This is a genomic window from Xanthomonas sp. WHRI 6108, from assembly GCF_040202385.2.
GTDB classification, from domain to species: domain Bacteria; phylum Pseudomonadota; class Gammaproteobacteria; order Xanthomonadales; family Xanthomonadaceae; genus Xanthomonas; species Xanthomonas arboricola.
The window spans coordinates 4,608,223-4,621,158 of record NZ_CP168198.1 but is presented as its reverse complement, the minus strand read 5'-3'; the positions used below and the strand labels follow the sequence as shown (position 1 = coordinate 4,621,158).

Annotated in this window: 10 protein-coding genes and 1 pseudogene; 4 read left to right on the top strand and 7 right to left on the bottom strand. The window is 65.0% G+C overall.

Translation table 11 applies throughout. The features are described from left to right. Positions 1 to 23 precede the first annotated feature (23 nt). Positions 24 to 1,070 (top strand): SMP-30/gluconolactonase/LRE family protein, encoded by a 1,047-nt coding sequence (locus ABQ039_RS19425; protein WP_349778641.1) that lies wholly within the window; start codon positions 24 to 26, stop codon positions 1,068 to 1,070. A 207-nt stretch (positions 1,071 to 1,277) separates the two neighbouring features. On the opposite strand, the gene ABQ039_RS19420 is transcribed toward ABQ039_RS19425, so the two are convergent. Together ABQ039_RS19420 and ABQ039_RS19415 are read right to left on the bottom strand one after the other, a co-directional pair. Further along, positions 1,278 to 2,174: a DUF3800 domain-containing protein gene (locus tag ABQ039_RS19420; RefSeq protein WP_260297978.1), complete on the bottom strand. Its 897-nt coding sequence runs from the start codon at positions 2,172 to 2,174 to the stop codon at positions 1,278 to 1,280. Positions 2,175 to 2,291: 117 nt separating this feature from the next. Then, the gene (locus ABQ039_RS19415; protein ID WP_184611679.1) at positions 2,292 to 3,335 is read right to left on the bottom strand and encodes a kelch repeat-containing protein; all 1,044 of its coding nucleotides are present in this window, start codon (positions 3,333 to 3,335) and stop codon (positions 2,292 to 2,294) included. A gap of 161 nt (positions 3,336 to 3,496) precedes the next feature. Between ABQ039_RS19415 and ABQ039_RS19410 the strand changes: the two genes are divergently transcribed. Next, positions 3,497 to 4,507: a DNA-binding protein gene (locus tag ABQ039_RS19410; RefSeq protein WP_221232478.1), complete on the top strand. Its 1,011-nt coding sequence runs from the start codon at positions 3,497 to 3,499 to the stop codon at positions 4,505 to 4,507. A gap of 80 nt (positions 4,508 to 4,587) precedes the next feature. Here ABQ039_RS19410 and ABQ039_RS19405 read toward each other — a convergent pair whose 3' ends face one another. Then, on the bottom strand, positions 4,588 to 4,746 hold the full coding sequence (locus ABQ039_RS19405; protein ID WP_046346114.1) for a DUF2256 domain-containing protein: 159 nt from the start codon (positions 4,744 to 4,746) through the stop codon (positions 4,588 to 4,590). 227 nt (positions 4,747 to 4,973) lie between these two features. Between ABQ039_RS19405 and ABQ039_RS19400 the strand changes: the two are divergent. Further along, positions 4,974 to 5,363, top strand: a pseudogene (locus ABQ039_RS19400) (hypothetical protein); the annotation flags it as partial. 543 nt (positions 5,364 to 5,906) lie between these two features. Here the strand turns inward: ABQ039_RS19400 and ABQ039_RS19395 are convergent. Together ABQ039_RS19395 and ABQ039_RS19390 are read right to left on the bottom strand one after the other, a co-directional pair. Then, positions 5,907 to 6,911, bottom strand: coding sequence for a 2-hydroxyacid dehydrogenase (locus ABQ039_RS19395; RefSeq protein WP_184611681.1), 1,005 nt, complete (start codon positions 6,909 to 6,911; stop codon positions 5,907 to 5,909). Between the two features lie 337 nt (positions 6,912 to 7,248). Further along, the gene (locus ABQ039_RS19390; protein WP_260297980.1) at positions 7,249 to 7,539 is read right to left on the bottom strand and encodes a type I toxin-antitoxin system SymE family toxin; all 291 of its coding nucleotides are present in this window, start codon (positions 7,537 to 7,539) and stop codon (positions 7,249 to 7,251) included. Positions 7,540 to 8,012: 473 nt separating this feature from the next. On the opposite strand from ABQ039_RS19390, the gene ABQ039_RS19385 reads away from it, so the two are divergent. Next, positions 8,013 to 8,399, top strand: a complete 387-nt coding sequence (locus ABQ039_RS19385; RefSeq protein ID WP_054591734.1) for a VOC family protein — start codon at positions 8,013 to 8,015, stop codon at positions 8,397 to 8,399. Positions 8,400 to 8,549: 150 nt separating this feature from the next. Here ABQ039_RS19385 and ABQ039_RS19380 read toward each other — a convergent pair whose 3' ends face one another. After that, positions 8,550 to 10,013, bottom strand: coding sequence for a mannitol dehydrogenase family protein (locus ABQ039_RS19380; protein ID WP_184611887.1), 1,464 nt, complete (start codon positions 10,011 to 10,013; stop codon positions 8,550 to 8,552). Positions 10,014 to 10,241: 228 nt separating this feature from the next. Beyond that, complete coding sequence (locus ABQ039_RS19375) at positions 10,242 to 12,935, bottom strand: glycoside hydrolase family 3 C-terminal domain-containing protein (protein ID WP_374057826.1); 2,694 nt, start codon at positions 12,933 to 12,935, stop codon at positions 10,242 to 10,244. Position 12,936: the final 1 nt, after the last annotated feature.

The window sequence follows — 12,936 nt, the reverse complement described above, 5'->3', positions numbered from 1 at the left end:
CGACTTCGTTACTGGACTGACCGATGCGCTTGCCGCCCTATCTGCTGTTGGCCGTTCCGCTGCTGGCAATCCTCGCCGCCTGCACCAGGAAGGAGGTGCCGCCACCGCGCTTTGCTGTGATTGGGCATCTGCAGAGCTTCGATCGCAGCTTCAGCGACGTGGTCGCTGGCGATGCGCGCATCGAGAAGCTCAGCGAAGGCTTTACGTGGTCAGAAGGCCCGGCCTGGGTCCGCAACGGTGGCTATCTGCTGTTCACCGATGTGCCGGAAAACAAGCTCTATCGCTGGTCCGAGGACGCAGGCCTGTCTGTCCTGCTGTCGCCATCCGGTTACAGCGGCCCGGAACAGGCCACGCTGCGCGAAGCCGGCGCCAACGGCCTGTATGCCGAACCGGGCGGCACCGTGCTGCTGGCCGATTCCGGCACGCGCATCGTCGCCAGGCTCGACCCGGCCACGCGCAAGAAGACGCCGCTGGCGACGCAGTTCGAAGGCCACCGTTTCAACAGCCCCAACGATCTGGTCCGCCGCAGCGATGGCGTGGTGTTCTTCACCGACCCGCCGTACGGCCTGAAGGGCATGAACGATTCGCCGGTCAAGGAGCTGCGCTTCAACGGCGTCTACCGGCTGGACACCGACGGCAGCGTGCATCTGCTGGACGACAGTCTCAGCCTTCCCAACGGCATCGCACTGTCGCCCGATGCGCGCACCCTTTACGTGGCCAACTCCGATCCGGAGCGCCCGATCTGGATGGCCTACACGCTCGACGCAGCCGGTGCGGTGACCAGCAAGCGCGTGTTCGCCGACGCCTCCGATCTGGTCGCCAAGGACGCGCCCGGCCTGCCCGACGGCATGGCGGTTTCCGCCGACGGCCACCTGTTCGCCACCGGCCCCGGCGGCGTCATCGTGTTCGCCCCCGATGGCCGCAGGCTGGGCCGTATCGAAACCGGCGAGCCCATCTCCAACTGCGCCTTCGGCAATGACGGCCATACGCTGTACATGACCTCCCACGCGATGCTGGCGCGGGTGCGAGTCAAGGCGCTTGGCTTGGAGTTTGCGCAATCGCCGCTTTAGTAGGAGCGGCCCTGGCCGCGATGGAGCTTTACCCATCGCCCTGTATTGCACGGCGTTCTTTTTTCAGCCGTCACAACAGCTGATGGATGCGATGTCCTGACTGACCCGGTTTTGTAGCAGGCAACCTTGAATTCTTCGGTCCAGAACCCTAGACTCGCACCCTAAGTGGACTGGGGGTTCCCGGTCGGCGTCATAGCCTCGGTGAGATCACCGGGGCTTTTCGCTTTCTGGCGGCGGGAAAACTTTCAGGCCCCAGCCTTCATAGTCGACACCCAATTGACGCCGGCCTTGCTTGCAGAAGAATTTTCGCTGCAGCACGTCGAATGCGCGATTGGGATGATCCGGGCGCAGTACCGATAGCCCGATGGGCCGCGCAACGAGGTCAGCCAGTTGCAAGCCAGATGAGTTTGCCTTTTTGTCCGCAAAGACGATGGTGAAGGGAAGTTGCCGGCCCCAGCGGTTTGCGTCGTCGCAGATCCGCCGGAATTCCAGCTCCAGATCGCGGTCTTCCTTCTTGCCACGGCACTCAACCACCACGTGCGTGGCAACGGCGTCCTGCTTCTTTTCCTGCATCAGTTCGAAAAGTGTTTCCAGGCAGAATGCGAGCGCCAGGTGGTAGGGATTGTCTGCGGTCTGGGCCTTTTCCTTCAGCCGTGTCTTGTCGATGACACAGCTGATCAGGATGAAGTTGTGCGACTCGATGATGCCCGTCAGCTCGTCCAGAAAAATCGTCTTCTCCAATCGATCACTGAAGCGGAAATGTCCCTTTTCCTTGCGGATGTCATGCTCGTGAAGAATCACCACGTCATGCCCGAAATGCCTGAACTTGAATGACTCAATCGCGGGAACCACGCGTTGCGCGTAGTGGCCTTTGTGGAAGACACACAAGGCCAGCACAAACACCGGATAGTTGGGATCTACCGACTCCAGGCCGTGGTCGCCGCTTTCATCGACATAGACGATGTAATTGCTGTAACGCGGGTCGGTAGCTGCCAGCAGTGGCGATGTCGCCGGCTCGCCTTCCGCCTGTACCAGTGGCAGCGAAAATTGCCCGGCAACGCCAGGCATCGTTGATGGCGTGTGATCTGATCCACGTTTCGGCATGACCGCTCCCTGGCACTGCACATTGAACAACGATGCAGCAGATTAGATCCTCGTCTGCAGAGGCACAATCTTCAACCAGGTCTCTTGCAGCATGCCGTACGCGGGAGTCGGCATGGCCTATTGCGCGCTGCTTTCATGCAACACCAGCACATCATCCAGCTCCGGCCCGCCGCCGCGGTTGCCGCTGCCCGCCACGATGTACAGAGCGTCGCCGACCGCTGCGGCCTGGGTGCCGTGGCGCCCTTGCGGCAACGCAGCCAGCGTCTGCCAGGTGGAGGTGGCCGGGTCGTAGGCTTCGACGTCATCGTGCGCCTTGACCTGGCGCGTGCTCTCGCCGCCCATGACCAGCAGCTGGCCATTGCGTGCAATGGCGGCGGCACCGGCGCGCGGCGTCGGCAGCGCGGCCGGGGCAACGCTCCAGGTGCCGCGCTGGATGTCATAGACATCGACTTCGGAAATCGTCTGCGCCAAGGTGTTGCCGCTCTCGTGCGATGACCTGCGGCCACCGGCCGCGTACAGCTTGCCGTCGAGCACCACTGCATGGAAGTGATCGCGCGCACGCGGTGCGTCGGCCAGCTGCGTCCATTGCTGCGTCCTGGTGTCGAACGCATCCAGCCACGGCACGTACCCGCTCATATGGCCGCGCGTGTTGCCGCCGACCAGGTACAGCACGCCGTCGTGCGCCACCGCGCCTGCCGCGCCGCGGCGACGGCCTTTGGGAATCTCCGCGCCTGCCTGCCAGCGATCGGTGGCAGGGTCGTAGATCAACAAGTGGGTCAGCGCGGCTTCTTCCGGGTAGTCGCCGGTCAGGCCGCCGACGACGTAGATCTTCCCCGACGACACCACTGCCTGCGCATGGCTGACCGCCAGCGGCGGCGTGCTGCCCTTGGACCAGCGGCGTGTTGTGGTGTCGAAGATGTCTAGCGGGCGGTCGTCGCGCCCTCCGATCAGGTAGAGCCTGTCGCCGACCGACACCAGGCTGTTCTCATGGCGCGCGTGCGGTTTGTTGTGCGGGGTCAGCGTCTGCCAGGAGGCCACCTGCTTCGATTGTGCCGAGGTGGCCACCGGCACCGCCTTGTCGGTGGCCTGACCAAGCGCGGGGAAAGTGCCGATTGCGGCAGCAAACAGGCTTGCGCGGAACCAGCTCGTCAACAGGCGCATGCAGCACTCCTCCGATGGCGTGGCAGGCCAGTGTAGCGACACGCGCGCGATGATCCACTCGCACAAGCAAGCCGATCCAGGGCCAGGTCGCGCGTGCTTGCGCATTGCCGCGATGTCCCCCGGCAGGCTGCCTAGGCAGTCCTGGTTGCCGGCTCCTTCACATGCAGCAGCACCGCGCATGCGAACACTACGGCAACGCGATACGACAGGAGAAAGGTGTGGCACGCAAACCGGCAAAGCAGGCGTCTTCGACAACACCACCCAAGACAGTTGCCGACGCGGCGGCACGCGGACTGCGGTTGCGCGAGCAGCATGGGCGTGGTGGCACCGCAATCGGCGTTGCGCGTGCGCGCGATCTTTCGGCACGGAAATCGCTTTCCACGCAGACCATCCGGCGCATGCATGCGTACTTCGCGCGCCACAGCGTGGACAAGACTGGCAGGGGCTGGGCCGACCGTAGCGCGCCATCGGCCGGCTACATTGCCTGGCTGCTCTGGGGCGGCGATGCCGGCCAGCGCTGGGCGGCGCGGCTATACCAGCGTCTGGAAGAGGCGGCGAGCGCGAAGACCCCGGCAGGAAAACGAGCAAGCGCGACCACGACGGCCGCCGCCCATGCCGGTGCCGCGGACAAGCGCACCCCGAAGAAGGCCGCGAGAAAGAAGGCGGTCGCAAAGACGGCAACCGGAACGTCGCCAGCGAGGAAGCCGTCGGCAACACGGGCCGCGGCCAAGAAAACGAGCGCCAGTAACGCAGCGACGCGCAAGTCGGCGCCCTCGGCCGGTGCCCGCAAGGCGACCGGCAAGAAGGCAGTCAAGAAGGCAGTCAAGAAGACTGCGACCAGGACATCTCCTGCAAAGAAGGCAGCATCGACGAAGAAAGCGGTAAACAAGACGGTCGCCCGCCGAACTGCAGCCGGGAAGAGCGCTTCCACGCGCGGTGCAGCGAAGAAAGGCACAAGCAAGACGTCTGCGCCATGGAAAAGGCCCAACCCCAAGAGTCGCTCGCGCTCAGGTCCGCTGTCCCCGGCGCAGAAGGCACAGGCCAGACAACGCGCCGAGGCAGCAGGCCGCCCCTATCCCAATCTGGTGGACAACATGGCAGTGGCAGGTAAAGGCAGCGCTGCCAAGCGGGCGAGTGGATCGGGTGCTGCGAAAAAAGCTGGTAAACGTTAGCCGCAACCGGCTGTCAGAATGGCCGAACCCGCTCGGCTCACGCGCGACGCCACGGGAGAGACGGGTTGCGCGTGAGCAGACTATTGTTCCGGGCGCTGCCGCTTGCTGTTTCGGCGGCATTGGTCCGAACAATACTTCACCTCGTCCCACACCTTTTCCCACTTCTTGCGCCAGCAGAAGGGTCGCCTGCATTGAACGCAGAGCTTTTCCGGCAAGTTCTGCTTCTTGTGGGCGGCCATGGGAAGGCGGACGTCGGACGCTGTGCGGCAGGGGTTCAAGCATGCCATAGCGATGCATTGGGCCGAAGCCTCCGCCGCTCCACGGGATGCGTCGGCGGGCTTGGCAGCGTGGTCGTGAAAGCGGCATGCGCAGTGTCTATAGTGACGCAGGTTGGCTTGTGCCGAGATGGAACGAGCCTCCCCAACGCGGGGACATGCACTCGCCTCATCATCAGACACGGACGCCCATGAAGCTGTTTCCACTTCTGCTATCTGCCCTGCTGTACGGCATTTCGCTGTGCCTTCCTGCACTGCATGGCGGTAATGATCAACTGGGTGGATTTGTCATCCTGCTGCTTGGCTGGATGCAGGTGCTCGATGGCCAGTGCCTGGCCTGGATGAGTAACCCGCTGTTCCTGCTGGCATGGCTGTGTTATTTCCTCAAGGCGGACAAGATGGCGGCGGCCCTGTTGGTAGCGGCTTGTCTGATCGGGTTGGATACCTTTCGCGCAACCCGGTTCGACAAGAACGAGGCTGGCCAGCAAGTCATGATCGATCACGTGGGCGCCGCATTCTATGTGTGGGAGTTGAGCTTTGTGGTCCTGCTCGTGCTGGTGCTGACGGGCATCTTCAATACATCCGGCGGCAGCCAGGGCGTCCGGGTATCGGGACCGACAGGCAAGCCAAGGTGTCTGAATGGCGCAAATCTGCGTGACATCCAGAGAGCGCTCAGGACCATCGACATGTGGCCGGTCAACTTGAACCGCAGGGCGGTCATTGCCATCACTACGCTGGCGATTGCCTGCATCGCATACAATCCGGAGGTTGCAGCGGCCATACCACTGCTGGAGATGGTGGGTATCGACGTGTTTGCATACTTGTTGGCAAGCCGGCTGGGCCCGGTTCTGCTGCAGGGCGTGGCGCCGGTGATCCGGGATGCGTACATGCGCCGGGGCCACAGGCGGGTGCGGCCACTGGGCCATGCAGTCAACTGCCGCCTGGGTGGATACTTGCGGCAGGTGAGCTGGTACACCGGTCAGCTGGGGCTGGCCGCTGCGGTTGGTTGCACGCGGATCTCTGCGCTGCGTCGCCAGGCAACTGCCGTACCGGCTTGAACCCGAGTACCACGACAGAGGAGTCGATGCGTCGAACCTGCGCGGGTGGTGAGCGAGAAGGTGACGCTAAGGTGTCGGAACACGATTCGCGCATGGGGAACCGGCAGCGAAATCGGCAAGGTTGCGCAGGGTGATGTCGGAGATCTCCTGCAATGCCTCGGCAGTGAAGAATCCCTGGTGCCCGGTCACCAGCACATTGGGGAAGGTCATCAGGCGCTGAAATACTTCGTCGTCGATGATCTCGCCCGAGCGGTCCTGGAAGAACAACGCGCTTTCCTGCTCGTAGACATCGATGGCCAGATGGCCGAGCTGGCGAGACTTGAGCGCGCGGATCACCGCATCGGTATCCACCAAGCCACCGCGCGAGGTGTTGACCAGCATCGCACCCGGCTTCATCGACGCCAGCGCCGCGTCATCGATCAGGTGCTGCGTTGCCGGTGTCAGCGGGCAGTGCAGCGAGACGATGTCCGAGCGGGCGAACAGTGTCTCCAGCTCCACCCGCTGCCCGAGCGTATCGAACCCAGGCGTGGGATAAGGATCAAAGCCCAGCACATCGCAGCCCATCCCTTGAAAGATACGCGCAGTCGCCAGCCCGATCTTGCCCAGCCCGATCAGGCCCACCGTCTTGCCGTGCAAGGTGCGGCCGAGCAGGCCATTGAGCATGAAGTTGCCCTCGCGCACGCGGTTGTAGGCGCGGTGCGTCTGGCGGTTGAGCGTCATGACCAGCGCCAGGGTGTGCTCGGCCACCGCTTCGGGCGAGTAGGCCGGCACGCGTGCCACGAACAGCCCAAGTGCGGTGGCCGCAGCGAGATCCACATTGTTGAAACCGGCACAGCGCAGCAGCACCGCGCGCACACCGGCCGCGTGCAGTGCCCGCAGCACGGGCGCATTGAGCTGGTCGTTGACGAACACGCAGACCACCTCGCAGCCCTGTGCCAATGCTGCCGTCTGCAGATCGAGCGATGCCTCGAAATAAACGAACTCGGCTGCGCATTGCGTGCCTGGGCGTAGTTTCGCTTCATCGAGAAAGCGCTTGTCGTAAGGGCGCGTGCTGAAGACAGCCATTTTCATGCAGAGAACTCCATCGGTGCGCGAATACGGTAGCTTGCGCATGGCCATGTGGCGCTTGAACCTGTCCGAACGTGGGCGGGGCGTAGGTGAGGCCAAGCATGTCATGTCGAGCGATGCGGTGCAGATGCCATTGCAGGCACGAAGCTCTCTACCGCTGACAGCCCCTGCGCTACGCAGCCTTGCTTTGCTGCTCCGCACCGCAACAGGCACCTCTGCTCTCAGGCGCAAACAGCCGGCCTCCCTTCTGCAATCCAGACAGGAGCAGAATGCGTCCCTTCTCCCGTGCACGGGAGAAGGAACCGCAAAGCGCCGGGCAAGGGCGCTCGCCCCAGGCGTGTCACCTGCGGCGCGATCTCACCGCAGGTACCGCAGGCGCCACGCGGCTGATCAACAGCACGCCGCGTCCCGCCGTTACCCGCAAGGCATCACCCACTGCGAAACCGCAGTGTTCCAGCCAGCGCCCGGACAGCCGCAGCTTGGGCACCGCACAACCGATGACATCCTCGGCACGCCGCACGTCGTAGTGCTGGTAGCTCATGGTGACCCGCTCTGGAATGCGGAAGCCGGGCTTGCGCAAGGGCGGGGTAGGCGCCAGCGATGGATCCACCGCTGGCTCAGCACCGGTCATGCCGGCAGCCGGGCGGTGCCTGGATCTGGCGCGTGTCACAACAGATCGCCTGGAAGGCGATGCAGCGCGTGCACGGGCGGTTGCTTTTGGACGGGTCATATCGAACTCCTTGTGCGATAGGAAGTCCGCCACCTCGCTGCTAAACGAGGGTGGCGGACGATGCGCGGTTAGCAGACCGGTCACAAGGAACCGGCAGACCTTGCGGTCTCCGCGCACCGCCCGCCGTAAAGCGAGCACGCCTGCCCATGCGATAAGTCGGGCAAAAGAAAAGCGCCGACATCGTTCAATGGGCGCTGGTGCGCCTTGTGATTACGGGCTGCTAAACCCGGCTGCGGAATGTGCCGCAGCACAGGGATCTTGCTACTCGCCAATGCAGCGAGTCAAGACAGCACGGCACGGTTCCCAACCGATCCCTCGTATCTGGCGTATCGTTGTGCTCAAAGACGGCTTCGTTATCCCACTACGAGAAAGCGATGACTTCCACTGCCGAAACGCCAGACCGTGCGATTCCACTGCTCCCCGGTCGCTCGATCGAACACACGGTCGCCTTCTATCGGCGGCTGGGCTTTGTCGGCGACGCGCACCCGCACGATGCGGGCTACGCGATCCTGACGCGTGGCGAGGTGGAACTGCATTTCTTCGCGCACCCTGACCTGGATCCTGCGGCCTGCTATGCGGGCTGCTATATCCGGGTTGGCGATGTCGATGCGGTCTACGCCGCCATGCGTGCCGCGCAGCTTCCGGCGCACGGCATCCCCAGACTCGATGCTGTCAGCGACAAGCCCTGGGGCATGCGGGAGTTTGCGCTTGTCGATGAGAGCGGCAATCTGATCAGGATTGGGCAGGTAATCGGTAGCTAGGCGTCCAATCGCCCGCTACATTTGCTTACCTGCATATCCGGAACAGGCCATCGGTCAGGTGGCACGATATACACGCTGCCCGACATCGCACGACGCAGACATCTGGCCTTGTTGGCATGCGATGGCAGCCGGCGATGCGTTTGCCGCACATCACCTTGCATCGATTGCCAGCTGTATCTCTGCCGGTGTTGCAGTGCCCAGCGCAGCATAGGCAGCGCGCAATGCTTCCACAAAACGCGCATCGCCAGAGGGCGCGGCGAACACCGCATCCACGGTGAGGAATGCCGCGATGTCATGGCTGGCATTGCCGGTGGTCGAATGGGCGATGTCGCTGAGGACCTCGCTCAGTGGATCGACCAGGGCCACGCCGTTGGCCGCCTGCCTGCGCACGAACTGCAGCCAGGCCGCTATCGGAATGCAGAGCCGGTCGATCCGTTGCCCGGCGTCCAATGCATCACTGATCGCGCTGAGCAGGCGCACCGGAATCTTCTGCGAGCCGTCCCAGGCGATCTGGGCGAGCAGGTGGCGGATGGCGGGGTTGCGGAAGCGGGCGAGGACGGCGTCGATGTAGTGCTGTGGGTCGAAGCCCGGCATGCGCTGCAGGGTGGGGGCGATGTCCTCGCGCATCAGGGCTTCGACAAAGGTGGCCAGTTGCGTGTGGCGCATGGCGTCGGCGACGGTTTCCAGATCGAGCAGGCTGCCGAGATAGGCGAGTGCGGAGTGCGGGCCGTTGAGCAGACGCAGTTTGGCGCGTGCATAGCCGGCGATATCGTCGTTGAGAATCACCCCTGCGCTTTCGAAGGCGGGGCGGCCGTTGCAGAAGCGGTCTTCGATCACCCACTGGCTGTAGCGCTCGCGCTGGATCGGCCAGGCGTCGTGCAGACCGGTTTGCGCTTGTACGTTGGCGCGCAGTGCATCGTCGGTGGCGGGGGTGATGCTGTCGACCATCGAGCGCGGGAAGGTGACGTGCCGGTCGATCCATGCAGCAAGCGCTGGATCGTGTTGTTGGGCGAGCCGCAACACCGCGCTACGCAGCAGGCTGCCGTTGTCGGGCAGGTTGTCGCAGCTGAGCACGGTGAACGGTGCGCTGCCCTGCTGCCTGCGTTGTTGCAGGCCGGCGACCAGATAGCCGATGGCGCTGCGCGGCGTCGCGGGATGTGCGATGTCGTGCGCAATGTCGGGATGGGCGAGGTCGAGGGTGTCGCCTGCGAGGCAATATCCCTTTTCGGTGATCGTGAGAGTGACCAGGCGCACGGCGGGGTCTGACAGACGCGCGAGCACCGCTGTTTGCTCGTCGGCCGCGCACAGCACCTCGCGGATGGCGCCGATGATGCGCAGCTGCGGGTGTTCGTCGAGCAGGGCGAGGGTGTAGAGGCCGTCTTGTGGACGCAGGGCGTCGCGCACGCTCGGGCTGTGCAGGGAGACGGCGCAGATGGCCCAGGTGGGGTCCTGCGCGAGCAGGTCGTCGATGTAGACGGCCTGGTGGGCGCGGTGGAAGGCGCCTGCGCCTAGATGGACGATGCCGATGGTGGTCTGTTTGGGGTCGTAGCTGGGAGTGAGGACGGTGGTTGGTAGGTGCGCGAGTGTTGCGATGGAGAGCGTTGGAATTGGCATGGGTTTTTGTTTGGAATCGTGGGGGTGCTGCAAGTTCGCCTGTGGCCGTACCCTCACCCCGACCCCCGCTCCGCGCCCCGGCCCGCGTTTGCGACGCGGGCGCTCCAAGGCACGCGCGCCAGTGGCGCGCAAGCGGTGCCTCCTCGCCCCGGCGGGAGAGGGGCTTAGGGCAATCGCGGCTCGGGGGCTTCTTTGCCCGTGTCCGCGTGGCGTGGGTGTCTGCGGTTGCTACTTGTCGGTGACGGTGAAGCGTTGTTTGCTGCGGATGTCTGCGCTGGAGGCGCCGACCTGTACTTCATAGTCGCCTGGATCCACTGCGTAGGCCTTGCGCTGCTCGTCGTAGATGCGCAGGGCGTCCTGTGCCTTGAGGGTGAAGCGCAGCTGCCGCTGCTCGCCGGGTTGCAGGGTGATGCGCTGGAAGCCGCGCAGTTCCTTGATGGCGCGTTCGCGTTGCGGCTTGAGCGGATGCAGATACAGCTGCACCACTTCATCGCCTGCGCGTTGGCCGGTGTTCTTCAGCGTGACCGTGGCCGTGAGCGTGCCATCGGCGGCAACGGTGGTGCGGTCCAGTTGCAGATCCGAATACGCAAACTGCGTGTACGACAGGCCATGGCCAAACGGGTACAGCGGCTTGCCGGCGAAGTAGCGATAGGTGCGGCCGCGCATGGCGTAATCGTCGAAGGCGGGCAGGCGCTCGTCTTCCTTGTAGAAGGTGATCGGCAGGCGGCCACCGGGACTGGCCTGGCCGAACAGCACATCGCCGACCGCGCTGCCGCCGCGTTGGCCGGGGTACCAGGCCAGTAGGATGGCGGGCACGTGGTGCTGCGCCCAGTCGATCGCCAGCGCCGAGCCGGTGGTCAGCACCGCAACCACCGGCGTGCCGGTGGCCTGCACTGCCTGCAGCAATTCGCGCTGCGGTTTGGGCAGGCGGGTGTCGGTGCGGTCGCCGCCGGCAAAGCCGGGATAGTTGACGTCCATCTCCTCGCCTTCGACATCGCCGGTGAGGCCACCGACGAACACCACCACCTCGGCGTTGCGTGCGGCGTCCACCGCTTCCTGCAGCGGCGGCTTGGCGCCGGGCATGCGCCAGGCCAGACGCACGCCGGCATCGCGTGTGGCCTCGAAGTATTCCACGCGCAGGTCGTAGGCCTTGCCCGCTTCCAGCGCGACGCTGGCATTTCCGCCGCGCATGCGCGGGGCCTCGCTCCATTGATCGATGAGCAGCTTGCCGTCCAGAAACAGGCGCACGCCATCGTCGGCGGCAATCTGCAGCTCGTAGGTGCCCGACACCGGCGGCAGCAGCTGGCCATGCCAGCGCACGCTGAAGTCGTCCTTGGCCAGCGCACGGTCGGCCTGCAGTTCACCGCGGCCGATGGCATCGTCGGTGGGCGCATTGCGGTCCCAGCGGAAGGCGATACGCGGGTCGATGCGGGTCAGCACCGGCTGGCCGGCCAGGGCGCGGCCCTTGAAGTATTCGCCGGTGAGGCCGTTCTGCTTGGCATCCGGCGCCGGGCGCAGATAGCGGGTGTCGATCGGTGCCGCGGCATTGGGGTCTTCGCGCCCTTCCACCAGATCGCTGCCGCGCGCGTAGACCACCTGCGCCTGCGGTGCGGCGTCGCGGATGCCTTGCAGGATGGTGACCGGCGCGGCCGGCGTGCCGTAGTAATTGCCCAGCAGCGACATCGGGTCGTCGGCGGTGGGGCCGATCACGGCGATGCGTTTGAGCGTGGGTTTGAGCGGCAGCAGGCCGTCGTTCTTCAGCAGCACCAGCGATTCGCGCGCGGTGCGGCGGGCCAGTGCATCGTACTCTGGCGACTGATTGGCTGATGCAGGAATCTGCGCCCACGGCACCTTGGCCGGCGGGTCGAACATGCCCAGCCGCATGCGCGAGGTCATCAGCCGCTTGAGCGCGGTGTCGATGCTGGCCTCGTCGATCAGGCCGGCACGCACCGCCGCCGGCAACGCGGCATAGGTGTCGCCGCAATCCAGGTCGGTGCCATGCTTGACGCCGAGCGCGGCGGCGGCCTCGGGCGTGGGCACGATCTTGTGGTTCTGCCAGATATCGCGGATGGCGGCGCAGTCGCTGACGATGTAACCATCGAAGCCCCAGTCGCGGCGCAGGATGCCTTCCAGCCGCGTACTGGCCGAGGCGGATTCGCCATTGACGCGGTTGTAGGCGCCCATCACTGCGGCGACCTTGCCTTCCTGCACCAGGGCCTGGAACGCGGGCAGATAGGTTTCATGGAGATCGCGCTCGCTGGGATGCACGTCGAAGTGATGACGGTCGGCCTCCGGGCCGCTGTGCACGGCGAAGTGCTTGGCGGTGGCATCGAGCTTGCGGTACGGCCCTTGCTGCGCCTGCAGGCCCTGCACGAAGGTCACGCCCATGCGCGCGGTCAGGAATGGGTCTTCGCCATAGGTTTCCTGCCCGCGGCCCCAGCGTGGATCGCGGAAGATGTTGATGTTGGGCGACCAGAAGGTCAGCCCCTGGTAGCGCTTGTGCTCGCCGCGCGCCAGGAAGGCGTGGTGCTTGGCGCGCGCTTCGTCGCTGATGGCGGTGGCCACCTCGGCCATCAATGGGGTATCGAACGTAGCAGCCAGGCCGATCGCCTGCGGAAACACGGTGGCGCCGCCGGCACGCGCCACGCCGTGCAGCGCTTCGTTCCACCAATCGTATTCGGGCACCTGCAGGCGCGGGATGGCCGGGGCGGCGTTCTGCATCTGCGCGGCCTTTTCTTCCAGCGTCATGCGCGACACCAGGTCGGCCGCACGTGCGTCGAACGGGCGTTGGGTGTCCAGATACGGCGGCGGCGTTGCGGCCTGCGTGCCGGTGGCGGCCAGCGCCATCGCCATCGCCAGCAGTAAGCCGCGCGCAGGTGGGCGACGCGGGGTGGTGGCGCGGTGGGCGGGGTGCGAATGCATG

Excerpts from the sequence above, each read along its gene's own strand:
- ABQ039_RS19425 (WP_349778641.1), top strand. The coding sequence starts at position 24 with ATGCGCTTGCCGCCCTATCTGCTGTTGGCCGTTCCGCTGCTGGCAATC.
- ABQ039_RS19420 (WP_260297978.1), bottom strand. The coding sequence starts at position 2,174 with ATGCCGAAACGTGGATCAGATCACACGCCATCAACGATGCCTGGCGTT.
- ABQ039_RS19415 (WP_184611679.1), bottom strand. The coding sequence starts at position 3,335 with ATGCGCCTGTTGACGAGCTGGTTCCGCGCAAGCCTGTTTGCTGCCGCA.
- ABQ039_RS19410 (WP_221232478.1), top strand. The coding sequence starts at position 3,497 with ATGCAGCAGCACCGCGCATGCGAACACTACGGCAACGCGATACGACAG.
- ABQ039_RS19405 (WP_046346114.1), bottom strand. The coding sequence starts at position 4,746 with ATGGCCGCCCACAAGAAGCAGAACTTGCCGGAAAAGCTCTGCGTTCAA.
- ABQ039_RS19395 (WP_184611681.1), bottom strand. The coding sequence starts at position 6,911 with ATGAAAATGGCTGTCTTCAGCACGCGCCCTTACGACAAGCGCTTTCTC.
- ABQ039_RS19390 (WP_260297980.1), bottom strand. The coding sequence starts at position 7,539 with ATGACCGGTGCTGAGCCAGCGGTGGATCCATCGCTGGCGCCTACCCCG.
- ABQ039_RS19385 (WP_054591734.1), top strand. The coding sequence starts at position 8,013 with ATGACTTCCACTGCCGAAACGCCAGACCGTGCGATTCCACTGCTCCCC.
- ABQ039_RS19380 (WP_184611887.1), bottom strand. The coding sequence starts at position 10,013 with ATGCCAATTCCAACGCTCTCCATCGCAACACTCGCGCACCTACCAACC.
- ABQ039_RS19375 (WP_374057826.1), bottom strand. The coding sequence starts at position 12,935 with ATGCATTCGCACCCCGCCCACCGCGCCACCACCCCGCGTCGCCCACCT.